This window comes from Anabaena sp. UHCC 0399, from assembly GCF_034931465.1.
Classification (GTDB): Bacteria; Cyanobacteriota; Cyanobacteriia; order Cyanobacteriales; family Nostocaceae; genus Trichormus; species Trichormus minutissimus.
Map to the genome: position 1 here is coordinate 57,656 of NZ_JAYGGZ010000031.1, position 20,063 is coordinate 77,718.

General features: G+C 40.2%; 19 protein-coding genes. 12 read left to right on the forward strand and 7 right to left on the reverse strand.

The features are described 5' to 3' along the window. Positions 1–12: 12 nt before the first annotated feature. The 4 genes from ctpC to VB693_RS17260 form a co-directional block, all read right to left on the reverse strand. Positions 13–1,314, reverse strand: a complete 1,302-nt coding sequence (gene ctpC / locus VB693_RS17245) for a carboxyl-terminal processing protease CtpC (protein ID WP_323267323.1) — start codon at positions 1,312–1,314, stop codon at positions 13–15. A gap of 307 nt (positions 1,315–1,621) precedes the next feature. Continuing rightward, entirely contained in the window at positions 1,622–2,848 is a 1,227-nt protein-coding gene (ispG, locus tag VB693_RS17250) for a (E)-4-hydroxy-3-methylbut-2-enyl-diphosphate synthase (RefSeq protein ID WP_190703668.1), read from the reverse strand. 536 nt (positions 2,849–3,384) lie between these two features. After that, positions 3,385–4,143, reverse strand: coding sequence for a sugar transferase (locus tag VB693_RS17255; RefSeq protein ID WP_190703765.1), 759 nt, complete (start codon positions 4,141–4,143; stop codon positions 3,385–3,387). 94 nt (positions 4,144–4,237) lie between these two features. Next, entirely contained in the window at positions 4,238–5,398 is a 1,161-nt protein-coding gene (locus VB693_RS17260; protein ID WP_323267324.1) for a glycosyltransferase, read from the reverse strand. A gap of 210 nt (positions 5,399–5,608) precedes the next feature. On the opposite strand from VB693_RS17260, the gene VB693_RS17265 reads away from it, so the two are divergent. Further along, on the forward strand, positions 5,609–6,547 hold the full coding sequence (locus VB693_RS17265; RefSeq protein ID WP_323267325.1) for an NAD-dependent epimerase/dehydratase family protein: 939 nt from the start codon (positions 5,609–5,611) through the stop codon (positions 6,545–6,547). 197 nt (positions 6,548–6,744) lie between these two features. Here VB693_RS17265 and VB693_RS17270 read toward each other — a convergent pair whose 3' ends face one another. Then, positions 6,745–6,996, reverse strand: coding sequence for a hypothetical protein (locus VB693_RS17270; RefSeq protein WP_323267326.1), 252 nt, complete (start codon positions 6,994–6,996; stop codon positions 6,745–6,747). Between the two features lie 29 nt (positions 6,997–7,025). Here VB693_RS17270 and rfbB point away from each other — a divergent pair, with 29 nt between their 5' ends. The 3 genes from rfbB (at position 7,026) to VB693_RS17285 (ending at position 9,864) form a co-directional block, all read left to right on the forward strand. Beyond that, positions 7,026–8,090: a dTDP-glucose 4,6-dehydratase gene (gene rfbB, locus VB693_RS17275; RefSeq protein WP_323267327.1), complete on the forward strand. Its 1,065-nt coding sequence runs from the start codon at positions 7,026–7,028 to the stop codon at positions 8,088–8,090. Between the two features lie 130 nt (positions 8,091–8,220). Next, a complete protein-coding gene (rfbA, locus tag VB693_RS17280) occupies positions 8,221–9,141 on the forward strand; it encodes a glucose-1-phosphate thymidylyltransferase RfbA (RefSeq protein WP_323267328.1) in 921 nt (306 codons plus the stop codon). 276 nt (positions 9,142–9,417) lie between these two features. Continuing rightward, positions 9,418–9,864: a hypothetical protein gene (locus VB693_RS17285; RefSeq protein WP_323267329.1), complete on the forward strand. Its 447-nt coding sequence runs from the start codon at positions 9,418–9,420 to the stop codon at positions 9,862–9,864. A 26-nt stretch (positions 9,865–9,890) separates the two neighbouring features. Here the strand turns inward: VB693_RS17285 and pgsA are convergent, their stop codons facing one another. Both pgsA and VB693_RS17295 read right to left on the reverse strand, forming a co-directional pair. Beyond that, positions 9,891–10,424 (reverse strand): CDP-diacylglycerol--glycerol-3-phosphate 3-phosphatidyltransferase, encoded by a 534-nt coding sequence (pgsA, locus tag VB693_RS17290; RefSeq protein ID WP_323267338.1) that lies wholly within the window; start codon positions 10,422–10,424, stop codon positions 9,891–9,893. A 20-nt stretch (positions 10,425–10,444) separates the two neighbouring features. Next, complete coding sequence (locus VB693_RS17295) at positions 10,445–11,008, reverse strand: Uma2 family endonuclease (protein ID WP_323267330.1); 564 nt, start codon at positions 11,006–11,008, stop codon at positions 10,445–10,447. A 202-nt stretch (positions 11,009–11,210) separates the two neighbouring features. Here VB693_RS17295 and VB693_RS17300 point away from each other — a divergent pair, with 202 nt between their 5' ends. The 8 genes from VB693_RS17300 (at position 11,211) to VB693_RS17335 (ending at position 19,826) form a co-directional block, all read left to right on the forward strand. Next, entirely contained in the window at positions 11,211–12,623 is a 1,413-nt protein-coding gene (locus VB693_RS17300; protein ID WP_323267331.1) for an aspartate ammonia-lyase, read from the forward strand. A gap of 82 nt (positions 12,624–12,705) precedes the next feature. Next, positions 12,706–13,677, forward strand: a complete 972-nt coding sequence (locus VB693_RS17305) for a DUF362 domain-containing protein (protein WP_323267332.1) — start codon at positions 12,706–12,708, stop codon at positions 13,675–13,677. 906 nt (positions 13,678–14,583) lie between these two features. After that, on the forward strand, positions 14,584–14,769 hold the full coding sequence (locus VB693_RS17310) for a hypothetical protein (protein WP_323267333.1): 186 nt from the start codon (positions 14,584–14,586) through the stop codon (positions 14,767–14,769). A 402-nt stretch (positions 14,770–15,171) separates the two neighbouring features. After that, positions 15,172–15,684 (forward strand): inorganic diphosphatase, encoded by a 513-nt coding sequence (locus tag VB693_RS17315; RefSeq protein ID WP_190703697.1) that lies wholly within the window; start codon positions 15,172–15,174, stop codon positions 15,682–15,684. A 274-nt stretch (positions 15,685–15,958) separates the two neighbouring features. Beyond that, entirely contained in the window at positions 15,959–16,342 is a 384-nt protein-coding gene (panD, locus tag VB693_RS17320; RefSeq protein WP_190703700.1) for an aspartate 1-decarboxylase, read from the forward strand. A gap of 11 nt (positions 16,343–16,353) precedes the next feature. After that, complete coding sequence (locus VB693_RS17325; RefSeq protein WP_323267334.1) at positions 16,354–17,253, forward strand: MBL fold metallo-hydrolase; 900 nt, start codon at positions 16,354–16,356, stop codon at positions 17,251–17,253. A 513-nt stretch (positions 17,254–17,766) separates the two neighbouring features. Continuing rightward, on the forward strand, positions 17,767–18,093 hold the full coding sequence (locus VB693_RS17330) for a hypothetical protein (RefSeq protein WP_190703705.1): 327 nt from the start codon (positions 17,767–17,769) through the stop codon (positions 18,091–18,093). Between the two features lie 251 nt (positions 18,094–18,344). Then, positions 18,345–19,826, forward strand: a complete 1,482-nt coding sequence (locus VB693_RS17335; RefSeq protein WP_323267335.1) for a HAMP domain-containing sensor histidine kinase — start codon at positions 18,345–18,347, stop codon at positions 19,824–19,826. The last annotated feature ends 237 nt before the right edge of the window (positions 19,827–20,063 follow it).

A 20,063-nucleotide genomic window follows, 5' to 3' on the forward strand; every position in this document is an offset into this window, starting at 1 on the left:
ATTACTCACCACTCATAACTGCGTATTTTGAGTTTTTTCTGCCGTTGGTGTAGTTTTGCCAGCAATTTGTTTACCCAATACTTCCAAGGCTTTAGCGAATTGAGGATCTGCTAATGTGCCGATTTTGTCTCGTTCTCGCAGCCACAAGTCTTGACGCTGGGCATCTGTCAATTCGACTTTCACATCTGGGTCAATGCCATGTTTATTAATATCTTTACCACTGGCGGTATGATATTTGGCAATGGTGACTGCTAGACCTGAACCATCTTCTAAGGGACGTACAGATTGTACCAAGCCTTTACCAAAGGTTTGTGTACCAACTAAAACAGCACGCTGATTGTCCTGCAATGCACCAGAGAGAATTTCACTGGCACTGGCTGAACCTTTATCAACTATGACCACTAAAGGTTTATTCGTCAAAGCCCTACCTCTCGCTACTTCTCGCTCTTGTTCGCCTTGGCGGCCAATGGTAGAAACAATTGTGCCTTTATCTAGCCACATCCGTGCAATTTCTACACTAGAGAAGAGCAAACCCCCAGGATTACCACGTAAATCCAAGATATAGCCATTTACCCGTTGTTTTTCTAAATCTCTAATGGCTTGCTGCATTTCTTTGCCAGCGTTGGCACTGAACTGATTCAGACGAATGTAGCCAACTTTACCAATAGTTGTTTGCTTTTGAGAATAGCGCACGGGATGAATTTCAATCCGCGCCCGTTTGATTTCAAATTGTTTTTGTTGACCGTTACGATCAATCGTTAAGGTGACTTGTGTGCCTGGTTCGCCTCGAATTAGAGATACTGCCTGGTTGGTATCCATACCTTTGGTACTTTTGCCATCTATCTTGAGAATGATATCCTTAGAAAGAATACCTACTTTAAAAGCAGGTGTATCCTCAATTGGCGCAATTACAACCAGCTGCTTAGTTTTTTCATCCTGACTGATGGTGATCCCAATACCGGTGAGTTCCCCAGAGGTATCCACCTGCATATTTTTAAATTCTTGTGGGGTCATAAACCGGGTATAGGGGTCTTCTAGCTTTTTCAGCATTTCCCGGATGGACTTATAAGCTTCCTCTTGACTACTATAGGACTTGCTGAGGTACTCCTTGCGTACAGCTAGCCAATCGACCTGATTAAAAGTTCCGTCTACATATTGGCGTTGGACTATTTGCCACACCTCATCTACCAATTCCTTGGGACTTGCTTTAAATAAAGCCTGACCACGCGAGTGGATGCCAAGGCTAGTAACTGCGATCGTGGAGAGTGTTACCGCCGTAGCACCCAAAACAAGCCTACTTTTTGTAATCACCATAATGACAGCTGCGTCAGAGGGAAAAATTTATAGTCAGTACGCTCAATCTAACACAGGGTAAACTGTAACGAGCGAGTATGTATTCCTAACTTCATCAAAATACTTTTTAATCCGGGGATCTAGGCGATCGCCATTTACAGAAATTTTATCAAGAAAGAAGAAGTGGGAGTATATGGGTGTAGGGATTTAATGATGATTTTTGCCTTGGTTTTATCATGTAGGGTGCGTCAGTGGGATAAGACCAGGAAATACCAAGAAATTATTTGTACTGACGCACCCTAGTAACTACTGATAACTGTTAACTGATTTAAGGCTCTACCCAACGATCATCTGCTTTGATCAGGTTAATCAATTCTTCTACACCTTTGTCTTCTGTGACTTTTTTAATTTCTTCTCGTCCACGATACAAAGAAATGTAGCCAGGGGTTTTACCTACATAACCATAGTCAGCATCAGCCATTTCTCCTGGGCCATTGACAATGCAACCCATCACAGCAATGTCTAAGCCAGTTAAGTGTTTAGTGGCTTCCCGGACTTTGTGTAAAACTTCTTCGAGATTAAACAAAGTGCGTCCACACGAAGGACAAGCCACATACTCCACCATTGTTTTCCGCAAACCCAAAGCTTGCAGAATGCTGTAGCAAACGGGAATTTCTTTTTCCGGTGCTTCTGTTAGGGACACGCGAATTGTATCACCAATGCCATCGGCAAGTAATGTGGCAATACCTGCTGTAGATTTAATTCGTCCGTATTCGCCATCACCCGCTTCTGTCACACCTAAATGCAAGGGGTAGTCCATACCTAAATCATCCATGCGCTTGGCCATTAAACGATAGGCGGCTACCATCACAGGAACTCGTGAGGCTTTCATGGAAATGACTATATTACGGAAATCTAACGATTCACAAATACGAATAAACTCTAGAGCAGATTCCACCATCCCTTCTGGAGTATCGCCGTAGGTAAAGAGCATTCTTTCAGCCAATGAACCGTGATTTACGCCGATTCGCATGGCTTTACCTTGGTCTCGGAGGGAAATTACTAGAGGTGCTAGAGTCTCGCGGATTTTTTCACCAATTTCATTAAATTCAGATTGAGTATATTCAGTCCTTTTAGTGTTGGGTTTTTCAAACACATATAACCCTGGATTAATCCGTACTTTCTCGATGTGTTTGGCAACCTCCAGGGCAATTTTCATCCCATTGTGATGCACATCAGCAACAATTGGGACATCTTGGTAAGTTTTAATGAGTTTTTGTTTAATTTCTGCCAATGCTACAGCGTGAGCAATACTTGGGACTGTAACACGGACAATTTCACAGCCGATTTCGTGCAAACGACGGATAGCCGCTACAGAACCATCAATATCAAGGGTATCTTCGTTAATCATCGACTGGACTACCACAGGATAGCCGCCGCCGATGGTGACATTACCCACCTTGACCGGACGAGTTTTACGACGCTTGATTGTAGTATCAAAGGTGGTTTGATTAGTTGTATGATTGGATGTTGCGAGATTCGGCAGAGTTTGCATAACCTTATTAGGTGAATTTGCTGTAGCTAAAATATTAGATTAAAAGGTCTCTGTTTCTCAGAGTGCCATAGTGAGAGCTTTTTTGAGCGGTGCGATCGGAAAAAAGAATATAAAAAATCTGATGTAATTAAAATGGGGAGTTCTCGTAAAGATTTGGAACTTCTCAGATATTCTCATATTACCTAGTACCGTAAGGCAGAATTCAAAATTCAAAACTTGTACTAAGCTTGTCGTAAAGCCTGCGGCATAGCTAGGAGAAGAATGTTGACATCTGGCAAAAATAATGTAGAGACGTAGCAATGCTACGTCTCTACATGGTTTGTGAATAACGCATATTTCATTTTTTGATCTACTTTAGTCTTGATAGACATCTCCAAAAATGACGTAGTCACAATTCATGTAGCCGAAGGCTTCCCATAGGGGATTTATTCTGCCTACCAAGGATTCTGGACAACGCATAATTAAATTTGGTAGATGTTTAATAATTAGCTAAGGGGCGATAAATGCCCCTAATCATAAAACAGCAAGTTTTTGTTTCAGTATGCTCCGTTATTTTTTGGGACAACAACCACATCAACTGTTTTCAGTATTATCCATAAATCCAGCCAAAAAGTTCTAGCTTTGACGTAATGTAAATCTATTTGAACTCTGCGTGGATAGGGGATATCATTACGTCCAGATACTTGCCATAATCCGGTAATGCCTGGCCTGATTGTTAAAACTTGATCGATGTGGATACCGTATTTTGGTAGTTCTTCTGCGACTAAAGGACGCGGCCCCACCACACTCATGTCCCCCTTTAAAACGTTCCAGAATTGGGGAAATTCATCTAGACTAGTAATTCGCAAGAATCGGCCGATTGTGGTAATTCTGGGGTCTTTTTTTAACTTAAAACTGCTTTCAAATTCTTGCCGCAGATGGGGCGATGTTTCCATCATTTGGACGAGTACTTCGTCCGCATTGCTTACCATCGTGCGGAATTTAATACAATTAAAAGGCTTGTAATTTTTTCCTATTCTTTCCTGGACATAAAAAATCGGGCCTTCCGAACTGAAAGAAATCAGTAAGGCCAAGATTAAGTAAACAGGAGAAAACAGAAATAAAACTGACAAAGAAAACACGATATCGAACAGTCTTTTGGCAAACTCTCCGTTTAAAGTTGGAAAAGACAAACCTTGAGGTTTTCTTCTAGGTGTCTTTGTTTTTTGACCTCGCTTGAGTGCAGAACGCGTAGACGAGCTAGCATCTGGACTTAAGCGTCGCTTACCGGAGAGGAGTGAGCTCTGGGCAGTCATCATACTCCTTAATAATCCACACCACACATAGTCCCAATCTTAAAGCTAAAAGGAGGTGCTTCTGGGGTGAAATTGCCAAAAGCATCTAAAACAATTACAAAAAATTCTGGTTGTCACTCTCCAGAATGCCTTTTTTGTTATGCTGATGTAAAAAATCTAGGTAGCATCGAGCAAAAACTTGCGGTGAAAACTGGGCTGCGTGCGATCGCATATACTCAGGGTTAAGGTCATATTGATAAATTTCAAATTTTTCTACTGCCTCCACTAATGCTTCTGCTGTTTGTCTCTTAAATAGTATGCCCGTTCCTGTGTCTTTATATGAACGCACATCTTTTACCGTTTCTAACGCACCTCCTGCACCATAAGCAATCACTGGAGTACCGCAAGCTTGCGCCTCTACTAAGGCAATACCAAAATCTTCACAAGCAGCATAAACAAATGCCTTAGCCCTAGACATATAGTTTTTCACCACTTCATCAGGTTGCCACCCTAGTATTTGGATATTCGAGTTTGCTAGCTCGCGAATTTGTGTCATTTCCGAACCTGTCCCAATGATTACCAATGGTCGTTGCAATTGATTGAACGCTTGAACAATTAGAGATACTTGTTTATAACTCACTAACCGGGAAACGGTGAGATAAAAATCTTCTTTTTGCGGCAAGAATGGAAACGTCTCCACATTCACAGGCGGATAAATGACTGTGGCTTCTCGTCGATAGCACCGCCAAATACGCCGAGCAGTATGGTGAGAGTTGGCAATAAAATAGTCAACCCGATTTGCGCTCAATACATCCCATTGGCGCAACTGATGCAATAAGTAGCGAGTTACCCATCCAGCTACACCACTACCCAACTTACTGTGGTGTAGATAATCAAATGTTAAGTCCCAAGCATAGCGCATCGGGGTATGGCAGTAGCAGATGTGTAACTGGTCGCCAGTAGTTAAAATGCCTTTAGCAACAGCATGGGATGAAGACAGAATCACATCATACTGGCGTAAATCCAGTTGTTCAATTGCCAGTGGCAAAAACGGCAGGTATTTTTGAATTCCATTTTTGGCAAAGGGAAAATGCTGGAGAAAGGTACTACCAATCTGACGTTCATACAAATAACTTTCGGGATTGCTGGATTCAAAGTCAATCAGAGCATATAAATCAGCATCAATGTGATGGAGAATTTCCCGCACGACTAATTCTGAACCACCGGTGGCTTTTGGTGTTAGCCACTCATGAACAAGAGCATATTTCAAGGGCACAGCTAACTTTAAAATGTAAAAAATACGTCAAGCAAGAGTGTGAGGTTAACTGCACAGTTTCCTTTGGCGATGGAGGAATGGGAAATGCCCCAGATGGCAATTAAAGACAGAATTTTGCTAGTAGATGTTCCAGAGGGATGCAGCAACCTGATAACCTCAAGGGATTGGGCATTGCACAGTCCCTACAAAAGACATAGGAGTGGGTAAATTATGCGAATTTTGATCATGGGTGGTACTAGGTTCATTGGTGTTTACCTAACTCAAATTCTTGTGGAACAAGGACATGAGGTAGTGCTGTTTAATCGTGGTAATCGCCCACTACCCAGTTTGCAGGGAGTAGGACAAATTATAGGCGATCGCACTGATCCTACACAGCTGAAGGAAAAATTATTACCAGAAAATTTTGATGTAATTTTTGATAATAATGGTCGAGAACTGACTGATACGCAACCACTAGCAGAGATTTTTGCAGGTCGGGTGCAGCATTTTGTCTATATGAGTTCTGCGGGGGTGTATCTCAAATCTGACCAATTACCCCATGTAGAAGGAGATACAGTAGACCCGAAAAGCCGTCATCGGGGTAAGCATGAAACCGAAGCCTACTTGCAGCAACAGGGATTACCCTTTACTTCGATTCGCCCTACTTATATTTACGGGCCTCGGAACTATAACGATTTAGAAAGTTGGTTCTTTGATCGAATTGTACGCGATCGCCCAATTCCTATTCCTGGTACTGGGGTACATATTACTCAACTAGGTCATGTCAAGGATTTGGCGATGGCCATGTCCCAGGTGATTGGCAACAAACAGGCGATCGCTCAAGTGTATAATATTTCAGGCGATCGCTTCGTCACTTTTGATGGTTTAGCCCGTGCTTGCGCTCAAGCTGCTGGTAAATCACCCGATGACATCAAACTTGTGCATTACGACCCGAAAAAATTTGATTTTGGTAAACGTAAAGCTTTCCCAATGCGGGTACAGCATTTCTTTGCTTCCGTGCATAAAGCACAAACAGAACTGAATTGGCAACCTCAATATGATTTAATTTCCGGTCTAACAGACTCTTTTGCAAATGATTATTTAGCCACTGGACGAGATAAAGCCGAAGTAGACTTTTCCACTGATGAGGAAATTTTACAAGCTTGTTAAGGAGTGCTGAGTTATGAGTCTTGAGTTATGAGTGCTGAAGGCGGAGTAAACAATTTTTGAATTTTGTTAGCGCAGCGTAAAGCCTTCGGCATAGCTTCGCTTAGAGCGAGTCCGCGTTCACGCAGCGTCTGTCTACGACACGCTCCGCGAACGTAGAGAGCGTCATTTTGAATTTTGAATTGATTAGTCCCTATTGCCTAAACCTGATTTGGGTCAATACCTAACTGTTGTAACTTAGCAGCTAATCTTTCTGCTCGTTGGCTTTCTTGTTCTACTGGAGTCGGAATCCAATTACCCTCTGCATCATACCAGCGTAGCCACAAGCGTTCAATTCCTTGGTAATTACCTTGCCAAAGTCCTAATCCAAGTTGCAGACTAGGCATCCAAATTTGGGGTGTACTCAAGTTAATTTTGCTATAACGGTCTGCAACCAATTTGTTATAACTCAAAATATATTAAATCTGATTTACTAAGCAATATGCAAACAATATTAGTAACAGGAGGTGCAGGCTTTATCGGTGCTAATTTTATCCTTTTAGCGAGACAATCACAATGGGCAAATATAGTTAATTTAGATAAACTAACTTATGCAGGTAATTTAGGCAATTTAGCTAAATTACAAAGCGATAAAAACTATCATTTTGTACAAGGAGATATTGGTAATTTAGAGTTGGTTAGTTATATTTTGAAAACATATAAACCAGATGCAATTATTAATTTTGCAGCAGAAAGTCATGTAGATCGTTCGATTTTTAGCCCACAAGAATTTATTCATACTAATGTATTGGGTACGTTCCAATTACTAGAAGCAAGTAAATTTTACTGGCAGAAATTATCTTCTAATAAACAAAAACAATTTCGTTTTTTACATATATCTACAGATGAAGTATATGGTTCACTAAATTTACAAGATCCAGCATTTAGAGAAGATAGTCCTTATACACCTAATAGCCCTTATGCAGCATCTAAGGCTGCATCTGACCATTTTGTAAGAGCTTATCATCACACCTATGGGTTGCCAACTTTAACAACCAATTGCTCAAACAATTATGGCCCACTGCAATTTCCTGAAAAACTTATTCCTTTAACTATTATTAATTCGCTAGATGGTAAACCGTTACCTCTATATGGAGATGGTCAAAATATTCGCGATTGGCTATATGTCATTGACCACTGTCAAGCTATATATCTAGTTTTACAACAGGGAAAAGTTGGGGAAACATATAATATTGGTGGTCTGAATGAACAAAATAATTTAACTGTTGTAGAAAAAATTTGTGCAATTCTTGATGAACTAGTTCATCAAGATAATTTCTCTTATTCTTCTTTAATTACTTTTGTTAAAGACCGTCCTGGACATGACCGTAGGTATGCAATTGACTGCCATAAAATCAGTCATGAATTAGGATGGAAACCTGAAGAAAATTTTGATAGTGGTTTACTAAAAACTGTGCGATGGTATTTGAGTAATTCATCTTGGGTAAATCAAGTACGTTCAGAAAATCATCAAAATTGGTTACGAAAAAATTATGATAATAGGTAATATCGTCACTCAATATGGTTCGGTTAAGGTTAATTTAGAAATACAGAACTCCGGTTTATTTAAGAAATCGGAGTTATAGATTTGTGCATAAATAATTTAATACATAAAAACTATTTTATCAGGATAAAAAATGAAAGGTATTATTTTGGCTGGTGGTTTTGCCACACGCCTTTATCCTATAACTCACGTTGTCAGTAAACAGCTTTTACCTATTTATGATAAGCCAATGATTTACTATCCTTTATCTGTTTTAATGTTGGCAGGTATTCGGGAAATTTTAATTATTACTACTCCTACTGATTTAGAAGTATTTCAAAGATTATTAAAAGATGGAAGTCAGTGGGGTTTACAGTTTAGTTATATTGTCCAAGCAAAGCCAGAGGGTTTGGCACAAGCCTTTATTTTAGGCAAAGATTTCATATTTGATGATCCAGTATGTTTAATTTTAGGGGACAATATTTTTTATGGTGATAGATTAACAGAAATTTTAGTAAAAGCTGCCACTCTCAAAGTAGGTGGATTAATCTTTGGCTATCAAGTTAAAAATCCTCAACAATATGGAGTGATTGAATTTGATGCTAATGGTAAGGCAATCAATATTGAAGAAAAACCTTTAATTCCCAAATCCAATTATGCTGTACCTGGTATCTATTTCTATGATGCACAAGTAGTAGAAATTGCTGCTAATTTAAAGCCTTCTGTTCGCAATGAGTTAGAAATTACTGATATTAATTTAGCGTATTTACAACGGAGTCAACTGCAAGTAGAATTATTAGGCAGAGGATATGCTTGGTTAGACACAGGAACTCATGAATCTTTATATCAAGCAACTAACTTTATTCAAACCCTTGAAGAAAGACAAGGTTTAAAAATAGCCTGTATTGAAGAAATCGCCTATCTCAAGGGATATATAGATTTATCTCAACTGCTTCAGTTAGCTGCACCTATGGCTAAGAGCAGCTATGGTGATTATTTAATAAAAATTGTTGAAAATGAACAAAATGCAAATTCCAGTAAACATATGAAACTGATCACAAAAAAAAATGTTTAGAAATAGTGGATATAGCAGAATATTTCCTTGAAGCTAATCATTTCTATGATACTAAAAATGTGTTGTTACGCTACCAAATTTAGCGATAGCCAGGCACACTAGTGAGTGTCTATATCTAACGCTCCTCAGTTAGCGATCGCCTGGACAATTTCAGAAACCCCCATACTTGCTGCTTAAACACTCATAAATACTTATTTAACAAATATTAAATATTAATATTACTCAATAAAATATATGAATATTAATTAAATAACTCAATATAATGATACTCAGTATATGGAAAGATGTGACATATTTAACTATATAGTTATTTTAGGCTTTGCGATGCTTCACGTTTCACCCAAAAGAAAGAAAAATCACCTACCGGATTTTTTAGGTGTACTGAGAAAAAAAGCAGTCAATAAAGAATCCCTACTACTGCTAACAACTGTATTCATTTCTTTTGTGCCATCAATAGCTCAAGCTAGCTGTTTAATCTGGACTTCTTGGCAACCGACTAGGTTAACCCAACAGCAATGTCTTAATAGAGCTGAATTAGCCTTGAGAAATACGGGATTTACTAAAGGTTTTGCAGCATTGGAATCGGGGGTTTATGGAGAAACCGGACAATATAGCGGTACAATCCGATGTATTAGTTCCAAAGGTCTTGCATTCTTTATTGTTGCTGGCCCATCAGCTAGAACGGCACAAAATCTACTAACACGGTTAGAAAACAACTATTAATATACAAAAAACTTAACTTGGGGATTTCAGTTCTTCTCTGGGGGTTGGTTGCTTGTGGCACTTTGTGGCCATAGATAAATCCCTCCAGAGATTAACGTCAAAGTTACAGAAATCCAAAAAGCGATGAGAGATGGGATTTGCCACTCTACTGATAAGGGTGCGATGAGTAAGGCGATCGCAATAATCTGACTGACCGTTTTGAGTTTACCCCAAACATTTGCCCCGGTAATAGTCGTTTGATTAACTCGCCAACCTGCGATCGCTAATTCCCGCGCTAAAATTAAAAACACTCCCCAAGCTGGGATTCTTCCCAACTCCACTAAAACCAGCAACGGTGCTAATACCAAAAATTTATCGACTAAGGGATCAAGAAACTTACCCAAATCACTAATTTGGTTAAGTTTTCGTGCTAAATAGCCATCTAACCAATCTGTGAGTGCAGCGACTAAAAAAATTGCCAAACATATCCATCTAGCTTTCTCTGTAGGGTTGTACAAGCCATAAATTAGAAATGGGACACCCAGAAGGCGAGAAAAAGTTATCCAGTTGGGTAAAGTCATGATTTGGGTTGAGAAATTTTCTATAATTTCAACCAATCAAATAATTGCCCTAATGTCAAATGTAAATCACTAACTAAATCGGGGACTGGTAATATATCTTGTTCGTTCTCTAAATATATTGGTTGCTGATGAGGCGGATAAACTAAAATGCCGGATTCCTCTGGATCAATTAACCAACCTAAGCTAGTACCATGATTTAAACAATGTAAAATATTTTTGGTGACTTTGGTTGTACTTTGTTCAGGAGATAGAACTTCAATAGTCCAGTCTGGATATGTATTAAACGCATTAGCAATATTGCCTTTTCCATCTACAGGAATTCTTGGCCAAGCAAATACTGCTACATCGGGAACAGTTGAACGTCCACCAAATGTACAGCGTAATTCTGGAAAAGCTAGTGCAATTTTTTCAGGTTTAACTACACCATTAATTGTAGTTACCAATTCACCTTGTAGTCTACTGTGTTTACCTTGGGGCATAGGCTTTTGGATGATTTCACCATCAATATATTCACTCGCTGGTTTTGTTTCTGGTAATTGTAAAAATTCTTCTAAAGATATACGGCGAGTTGGTGTTTTAATCATAATATTTTTCCTGCTCGTATTTAACACCAAGTTTAGCTTAAATCAGTTTAGTTGACAGACTTAAGAGATGGTCACTAGTCATTAATCAACAGTCAATAGTCATTAGTTTGCCATGCTTTGTTAGTCATTTTTGATGGAACAATCAAGTTTTTTGTGTATTTGCATGGCATGATCTGTATTTTGAGATCATCCCAACAATAATATGACTGACAATACAGATTTTCGTATCGAACGCGATTCAATGGGCGATCGCCAAATTGCGAGTGATGCTTATTACGGTATTCAAACTCTGCGAGCTATCGAAAACTTCCCCATTAGCGGCATTAAACCATTACCTACTTACGTAGATGCTTGTTTATTCATTAAAAAAGCTACAGCAATTGTTAACGGTGAATTAGGCTGTATTCCCCAAGATATTAGCCAAGTCATCGTGGAAGCATCTGATGAAATCCTCGCAGGCAAATTTCGTGATCAGTTTGTGGTAGATGTTTATCAAGCCGGTGCAGGGACTTCGCACCACATGAATGTCAATGAAGTCTTATCAAACCGGGCTTTAGAAATTCTTGGTGAAGAGAAAGGCAATTACAAAAGAGTTAGCCCCAACGATCATGTCAACTACGGACAGTCTACCAACGATGTGATCCCGACAGCCATTCGGATTGGTGGCTTGTTAGCACTAGAGAGGACATTACACCCTGCTTTAGAAAAAGCGATCGCCACCTTAGAAAACAAAGCTGTAGAATTTCAAGATATCGTTAAATCTGGCAGAACTCACTTACAAGACGCTGTACCTGTGCGTTTGGGTGAAAATTTCCGGGCTTGGGCGCAAATCCTCTCAGAACATCAAAACCGCCTTTATACCGCCTCTGGGGATTTGATGGTGCTAGGTTTGGGTGGTAGTGCGGCTGGAACTGGATTAAATACCCATCCCCAATATCGTGTCCGTGTGGTAGAAGTTCTCTCAGAATTACTCAACTTTCCTCTGCAACCTGCACCCCATCTCATGGCTGCAATGCAAAGTATGGGGGCATTTGTCAATGTTTCTGGCGCATTACGTAACTTAGCCCAAGATTTAGCCAAAATTTCCCACGACTTGCGCCTGATGGATTCCGGCCCAAAAACTGGTTTGAAAGAAATACAATTACCGCCAGTGCAACCTGGTTCATCGATTATGCCAGGGAAATATAACCCCGTGATGGCAGAGATGACATCGATGGTATGTTTTCAAGTGATGGGTTACGACAATGCGATCGCGATCGCCGCCCAAGCTGGACAATTAGAATTGAACGTGATGATGCCGTTAATTGCCTATAACCTGATTCACAGTACAGAAATTCTCGGTAATACCATCACCGCCCTCACGGAACGTTGTATAGAGGGAATTACCGCTAATAAAGAACGTTGTTTAGCCTACGCTGAAGGTAGTCTAGCTTTAGTTACTGCACTTAACACCCATATTGGTTACTTAAACGCCGCCGCCGTCGCCAAAGAATCGCTAGAAACAGGCAAATCCCTACGACAGATTGTTTTAGAAAAAGAGCTAATGAGTGAAGCAGAATTAGCTACTGTGTTAAATCTAGAACAGATGAGCAGTATTTTAGTGAGTGGAGAGTAAGGGACTGGGGACTGGGATTTTTACTCAGCACTCAGCACTCAGCACTCAGCACTCAGCACTCAGCACTCAGCACTCATAACTCATGCAGAATTCAAAACCATCTGTTAGCCTCATTCGGGCTACCTCTTACGAAAAAGATACTTTAAGAGAATCTTTAGTCACCTTACTAGAACCTCTGGGGGGAATGGCGGCATTTGTTAAACCAGGGCAACGTGTCTTACTCAAACCGAATTTGCTCACAGGTGCGCGTCCTCAAAAAGAGTGTACCACCCGCGCTGAACTAGTTTATGCCGTTGCTCAGATGGTGATTGCCGCAGGTGGTAAACCATTTTTAGGGGATAGTCCAGCATTTGGTAGTGCCAAAGGTGTGGCTATAGCCAATGGTTATCAGCCAATCATCCAAGAATTAAATTTGCCTATCATTGAATTTCACGGACAGCGTTACCAAACCGTGAGCGAAAATTTTAATCACCTACTAATCAGTAAAGAAGCGATAGAAGCAGATGTGGTGATTAATCTACCGAAAGTCAAATCCCATACCCAGTTAACCTTAACTTTGGGAGTCAAAAACCTTTTTGGTTGCGTTCCCGGCAAAATGAAAGCATGGTGGCACATGGAAGCAGGTAAAGATGCGAACCGATTTGGAGAAATGTTAGTCGAAACTGCCAAGGCAATTAATCCAGACTTAACTATTTTAGATGGGATCATTGGACATGAAGGTAATGGCCCTAGTGGCGGCGAACCCCGTTCCTTGGGAATATTAGCCGCAGCATCCAATGTCTTTGCCCTAGATAGGGCAATGGTAGAAATTCTCGACGTTCCACCCCATGAAGTCCCCACTGTTGCAGCTTCTCAAAGGCTAGGAGTTTGCCCAGACCTGGCTGACATTGATTTTCCCAACTTACATCCAGACTTACTCAAAATTACAGATTGGCAACTTCCAGATCAATTAATGCCAATTGATTTTGCAATGCCCAGGGTAATTAAGTCTACATTTAAACATTTTTATATTCGCTTTATTAAAGAACCAATGAGTGCCTATGGTAGACAGTAGTTTATCTTGAGCATTCACCCAAAAGTAAGTGCAAACTCTGCTACAACAATGATCAAATTAGGAGGGTAGTCTAGAAATTACCCTCCGATTGCTTAACTAGACCGCCCTATAGTGGCGGTTTTTCCCAATTAGTCTTAGTCACAAGCGATGCAATGCCATGTTCTAAGCTTGTCGTTCTCTACGTTGGGATGCTGCCCTTAACCTTCAAAGAAATGTCCCCAGCCCCCAATCTAAAAGCAAAAAGTATTTTTACTCTACCTATATATAGATTGACAAAGTTCAAGTAATATTACCCAAATGGATAAATTTAGATTATGGGAAAGATTGATAGTGTGATTACCGAATAGTTACTAGCAAATGCTGATAATTTATCTGTATTTCTTCGGGATGATTTTCTGCTAAAAAAATCTGCTAACCTACTTATCCTTACTTTCTAATGTATTTAGTTGTGACATTTTTTAATAGTAAAAAAAAACTTCCATGTCTCAGCAAAATTTCGGATTGTCATAGTTATTGTGAACAAGCTAAATCGCTAGAAATAGCTTAGGCAAAGGATTTAAATATGATAAAATCTTATTAAGATAAAATCAATTCAGATAGATCATTAATTTGCTCAAAAATAAAAATAACAAGCAATTGTCCTGTGGACTTAATCTATGCTTAACCTAAAAATAATAATTTACTGCCATAAACTGTAACATATTATGCACTCGGTCAAGTTAGGAATGTTCATTTGCAACCATGTATCAAGATTGCCAAGTACAAAGCCTACAACTATGAAATTCACCAAATTGGTTGATGTTTTGATCGGCTACACATTTGACAATGAAAAATAGCTAAAATAGTATTGAAACTCTCTACTTAGAGAGTCAACCTACAATTAATTGTGATTAACTCCAATTCTGTATGAATTCAGATAGCCAGTCTGCCAAACCTCCCGCCACGTATTCCCATCGTTTGGCAGACATTGTGGGAACATTAATAGCTGTAGTCACTCTAACACTACCTGTGTTTGTCATTGCCCACTATTCCACCAACGTTCCAGAAAGTCAGCAACCTATGACCTATGAACTAAAAACAGGTGGGCGATAGACAAAATCATCAACAGTTAAGATGTCACCAGCCGAAAGTTCCAAACACAAACAACGGAGAAAAAATTTTGAGCTAGCATTCTTGTATTTAATTCATCAACATACGGGCTAAATCTGCGTTCTTAGCTAAAAGGTTTAGCTTAATTGGGCATAAACCCGACACTTACAGACTCTTGTAGCGTTTACTCGTAGTAATGTTCCGTAGTAAAAGGAAACGAAGTGTCGGGATGAATGTCCGCGTGATCTGAGCGTGTCCGCCGACCAACATCAATCGGTGGATACAGGTGATAATTAGGGAAAGTTCAGAATAATACTTGGGCAGAAGTCCATCTTGGCCATAAAATTTTACACGGGGAGATATGTCCCCGATAAATTTTAAGTGAAATAAAGAGAGGAATTGTTTGTGGACTTATCCCTTATTCCAGCCCAGCCAAAACTCGGTGTAATTAATGTTCTGATTGAAATCGCAGGTGGTAGCAAAAACAAATACGAATTTGATAAAGAGCTGCAAGCCTTTGCCCTAGATCGGGTACTGTATTCTTCAGTAAAATATCCCTACGACTATGGTTTTATACCCAACACCTTGGCAGATGATGGCGATCCCTTGGATGGTATGGTAATTATGGATGAGCCAACTTTTCCAGGTTGTATCATTCCTGCCAGACCAATTGGCTTTTTGGAAATGATTGATGGTGGCGATCGCGATGAAAAAATTCTGTGTGTACCAGACAAAGATCCACGTTACACACACGTAAAATCCTTGAGAGATGTAGCTCCACATCGCTTAGATGAAATTGCTGAATTTTTCCGCAGTTACAAAAATTTAGAAAAGAAAGTTACTGAAATCCTCGGTTGGCAAGACGTTGACAAGGTAGCACCCCTGGTAGAACAGTCTATAAAAGCCTATAAGGGATAGTAGGCGATCGGTAATCCGTAAGACTAACGTAAAGAGTGGTGAGTGCTGTTAGCAGTAGCGCGGCGTTTAGCCGGTGCTGTTAGGGGTAGCACGGAGTTTAGTCGGTGCTGTTAGCGGTAGCGGGAGTTGAGCCGGTGCTGAGTTCCGAGTAGTATTATGCGTAGTCGGGTTTAAGCCCATGTTGAGTGAGGATACCCACTCATAACTCAAGACTCATTACTCAGCACTCATTACTCTGCCAAATATATAAATTGCCACATAACATTGAAACGAAATGCAGCGTACCCTCCTTTTAGCAAAAATTCACAATTGCACCCTCACGGGAGCAAACATCAATTATGTGGGTAGTATTAGCATTGATAAAATCTTGTTAGAAAAAGCCGGAATTATACCATACGAACAAGTCCAAGTAGTGAATAATGCTAATGGTGAACGTTTCATTACTTATACGATACCTGCTCCAGCCCATTCGGGAATTATTGAACTAAATGGGGCTGCCGCCCGTCTAGGCATGATCGGCGATCGCGTGATTATAATGGCTTACGGGCAGTTCACTCCAGAAGAGTTAAAAAGTTATACTCCTACGGTAGTCATTGTGGACGAACAAAACCGAATTTTGGAAGTGCGGCACTACGATGACCTGCTCAGTAAGGTCTAAATGCAAAAAAAATGTCAAATATTGAGCTGTCAGGTTCTCCGGTCTACCTAACTGAAAAGTCAGCCAACTCACCAAGTGGCCTTGTGGGTGATTTCGTTTTGAAATTTTGGGGTGTCAGGGGTTTGATTGCCACACCTGACGGTAATACCAGCCGCTATGGTGGTAATACTGCTTGTGTAGAAATGCGCGTAGGCGGTAAAAATCTGATTTTTGATGGTGGTACTGGTTTACGCATACTGGGTAAAACTTGGCAGCACTTACAACAGCCATTAGAAGCCCATTTATTTTTTACTAATTCCCAATCCAATCGAATTCAGGGGTTTCCCTTTTTCTCACCCGCATTTATTCCAGAAAATTGTTTCCATATTTACGGTGCAGCTGCTTCCAATGGGGCTTCCATTAAACAAAGTCTATGTGACCAAATGCTGCAACCACACTTTCCCTATCCCCTACAGGTTATGCAGTCTGAGTTGCAGTTTAAAAATATCACCCCCAATAGTGAAGTCAAAATAGACGATATTCTCATTAAAACTGCACTGATCAACCAAACTCAGCGATCAATTGGTTATCGGGTAAGCTGGCAAGACTATAGTGTTGCTTATGTTACAGATTTAAGTTACCGTGCAGAGCAAATAGAACGAGACGACATTATACAAATTATTCAAGGTGTCGATTTATTAATTGCTAATGCCACTTATACACCCCCGACATCCCACGATCATGATTGTGCCGACTCCCTTTGGCAAGCATCTGTGGAAATAGCTCAGACAGCAAATGTACGACAGCTAGTGATTTCTCATCATCACCCAGATGACCATGATGATTTTCTCGACAAAGTTCAAACTGAAGTTAAGTCTGCTTTTCCTAAAGCACTGCTAGCTTGTGAAGGTTTGGTATTATCTGTTGCGTAGGTTTTGTTCTCTGATTACTCAGCCCAAAAGCATTTTTGAAATATTCTCAAAGATAGAGGTTAATTTTCTTCGGGCATATCTTTTTTTTGTAAATTTTTTCAAAAAAACTGTGTTGGCTGTTACAATATTGTTAAGAAAAGTTTCTGGTTGCGTTTTGGGAACTCGCAACTGGGTTTTAACTCTATTGAGAAGACAACGCGAATGAATATTTTGAGACCAGCTGTGGGAGGCTGGTTTTTTTATCGAACGCGGCGGGAAACTCTATCCACAAGAGGATGGAGTTTTTTATTTGAGATAGGCAGTTCTAAAGCAATTACATCTTAGTATGTTAAGTTTTATAACCAATTACGTAATTACAATGAAGCAAGCTGTAGCAATAATTAAGTGAAGTTGAGGAAAATTTAGCAGTCCAACGTTTTCAGATTCCTCGAAATATCTGGACTAACAAAATTCATTCATCGAAATCACATTAATATAGTACATCTACATAACTTGCAAGGATTAACCATCGTTATGAGTTCCGAAAATTTACAAACAATAGTTCTAGATCCTCAAACCTTAGAGCAATTAGAAAACGAGATTAAACAGGAACTAATAGAAGTCTTGAATAAATCTCAATTAAACAAGGTATTGAAAAAATACGGTATATCAGAGTCAGAAGTGCTGAAAATACAATACACACTCGACTTAAATAAAATTCAATCTAGCGATGCTAGTGAGGATAAGGTAGCCATAGAATCTTTTTCAATGATGATGCGGCCACCTATAGGAACAAACTTAGCATTGCTTAAGCCTTGCCCAATAGAAGGCTATCCTGACGGGTGTTGGGTAGATTTATGAATAGTCATAAAAAAGTTGGTAATGAAAAGGCTTTAAGAGTGGGTGGTCTTTCAATTCAGCACTTAGCATTTTCAATTCAGCACTTTTTGTTTTTGAGCGATTGACCATGCCATGTTATTAGGGGAAATCGCGCCTATTTTGTTCGGTTATACGACTGTTGTTAGAGTGTAAATAACTATAACCTCTAATTATGTAGTGAAGCTTGAAATCTTGAAGCTGCTAGTCGCTCTTGAACAAAGAGGTGAAAGTCTGTGTACGAATGGATCTTGCCAAGTCTGAGTGAAGTGTTAGCCGAAAGTGAATGTATTGTGACTGAAGGCTCACCAACCAAAGCAGAGCGGCAATGGCGGATGAGTCTAGCAGCGATAGAACATTTGTTAATCAACACTTTAGGTAAAACTGCGCCTGATGTAAACCTAGGATTGGTTTTGGCTGCACCTGCACCTTTATTTAGTCAGCCAATACTTACCCAAAGGTTGCAGACGGTAACTTTTACAGCCAAGCCGTTTAACCCTTTGGCATTGATGCCATTTCATATGCCAGGTGCGATCGCTGAAGACCCCTCTTCTCCTGACAGAGATGCTGCGCGAACGGCGATCGCTATTTCTCCAGAAGAAATTACTCTCGATGAGTCAGTTTTGCCTCTACTACTAGCTGATCCCCTCGCAGCAGAGCAGTTTTGTCTAGTCTTTACAAAAAAATTTAGATTAGTTCTAGTTTTAGCCACCCGCAAAGACGGTACAAAATCATTTTCATTTTCCTTTGAGCCAGAAGTAGTACAGCAAGCATGGCGATCGCTTGGTGCGAGGGTCATGCTAAGTAATCCCGATTTCTTCGCGGAGTTGGACACATTAGTCCAAAACTATCCCCTAGTACCACCCGATTACCGCACTATTCTTCAGTTTAGCCAATTTCTACTCCAAGAATTACCAGAAGAAGGGACTAGAGAAGAGTTCCCCCAATGCCCTATCCCAAAAATCCCATCCCCCAGCCCTAATGTTCCAGCACCAAACCCCGATGTAGAACTACTCCAAGCTTTCGCCCATGAAGTCCGTACCCCACTCACTACTATTCGGACTATGACTCGTCTGCTGTTGAAGCGGCGGGATTTGCCTGCAACTGTGATTAATCGCTTGGAAATAATCGATCATGAGTGTACTGAGCAAATTGATCGCATGGAGTTGTTATTTAAAGCCGCAGAACTAGAAACCTGTGCGGCTGCGAAGTTTGCTATAACTCACCTGACTCCCATGTCTCTCGATCAAGTCTTGCATCAAAGTATTCCTCGTTGGGAGCAAGCAGCACAGCGTCGCAATTTAACATTAGATGTAGTTTTACCGCAGCAATTACCCACAGTAGTAAGTAATCCTGCCATGTTGGATCGGGTACTAACCGGGTTAATAGAAAATTTTACCCGCAGTTTACCGCCTGGTAGTCATATCCAAGTCCAGGTGATTCCCGCCGGCGATCAACTAAAGTTACAATTATCGCCTCAAACTCTCTGCCAAGATACAAATAAAGTCGCCACACCTCCAACACCACCAATCCGTAAAGCCCTTGGTCAGTTACTCATGTTCCAACCAGAGACAGGTACTATTAGTTTGAATATTGCTGCTACTAAACACCTGTTTCAAGCGATCGGTGGTAAGTTAATTGTCCGTCAGCGTCCACAATACGGCGAAGTTTTGACTATTTTCTTGCCGTTAGAAGTGAGTCATCATAAAAACGTCTAGAAACTAAGTACACAAAGTTATTAGTCATTAGTCAACAGACTGTCAAATAAAAAAATATTCATTATGTAGGGTACGTCAGTACGAAAACTTTTTGGTATTTCCAAGTTTTCTCTAACTGACGCACCCTAATGTCACCTATCACCTGTTCCCTATCCCCTGTATTTCTCCAGGATGAAAATTTCTGGAACTGTCAAGTTGTGTGCTGTATCACAATTTGTTCAGACATAGGGATAAGGA

Excerpts from the sequence above, each read along its gene's own strand:
- ctpC (WP_323267323.1), bottom strand. The coding sequence starts at position 1,314 with ATGGTGATTACAAAAAGTAGGCTTGTTTTGGGTGCTACGGCGGTAACA.
- ispG (WP_190703668.1), bottom strand. The coding sequence starts at position 2,848 with ATGCAAACTCTGCCGAATCTCGCAACATCCAATCATACAACTAATCAA.
- VB693_RS17255 (WP_190703765.1), bottom strand. The coding sequence starts at position 4,143 with ATGACTGCCCAGAGCTCACTCCTCTCCGGTAAGCGACGCTTAAGTCCA.
- VB693_RS17265 (WP_323267325.1), top strand. The coding sequence starts at position 5,609 with ATGCGAATTTTGATCATGGGTGGTACTAGGTTCATTGGTGTTTACCTA.
- rfbB (WP_323267327.1), top strand. The coding sequence starts at position 7,026 with ATGCAAACAATATTAGTAACAGGAGGTGCAGGCTTTATCGGTGCTAAT.
- rfbA (WP_323267328.1), top strand. The coding sequence starts at position 8,221 with ATGAAAGGTATTATTTTGGCTGGTGGTTTTGCCACACGCCTTTATCCT.
- VB693_RS17285 (WP_323267329.1), top strand. The coding sequence starts at position 9,418 with ATGGAAAGATGTGACATATTTAACTATATAGTTATTTTAGGCTTTGCG.
- pgsA (WP_323267338.1), bottom strand. The coding sequence starts at position 10,424 with ATGACTTTACCCAACTGGATAACTTTTTCTCGCCTTCTGGGTGTCCCA.
- VB693_RS17295 (WP_323267330.1), bottom strand. The coding sequence starts at position 11,008 with ATGATTAAAACACCAACTCGCCGTATATCTTTAGAAGAATTTTTACAA.
- VB693_RS17300 (WP_323267331.1), top strand. The coding sequence starts at position 11,211 with ATGACTGACAATACAGATTTTCGTATCGAACGCGATTCAATGGGCGAT.
- VB693_RS17305 (WP_323267332.1), top strand. The coding sequence starts at position 12,706 with ATGCAGAATTCAAAACCATCTGTTAGCCTCATTCGGGCTACCTCTTAC.
- VB693_RS17310 (WP_323267333.1), top strand. The coding sequence starts at position 14,584 with ATGAATTCAGATAGCCAGTCTGCCAAACCTCCCGCCACGTATTCCCAT.
- panD (WP_190703700.1), top strand. The coding sequence starts at position 15,959 with ATGCAGCGTACCCTCCTTTTAGCAAAAATTCACAATTGCACCCTCACG.
- VB693_RS17325 (WP_323267334.1), top strand. The coding sequence starts at position 16,354 with ATGTCAAATATTGAGCTGTCAGGTTCTCCGGTCTACCTAACTGAAAAG.
- VB693_RS17330 (WP_190703705.1), top strand. The coding sequence starts at position 17,767 with ATGAGTTCCGAAAATTTACAAACAATAGTTCTAGATCCTCAAACCTTA.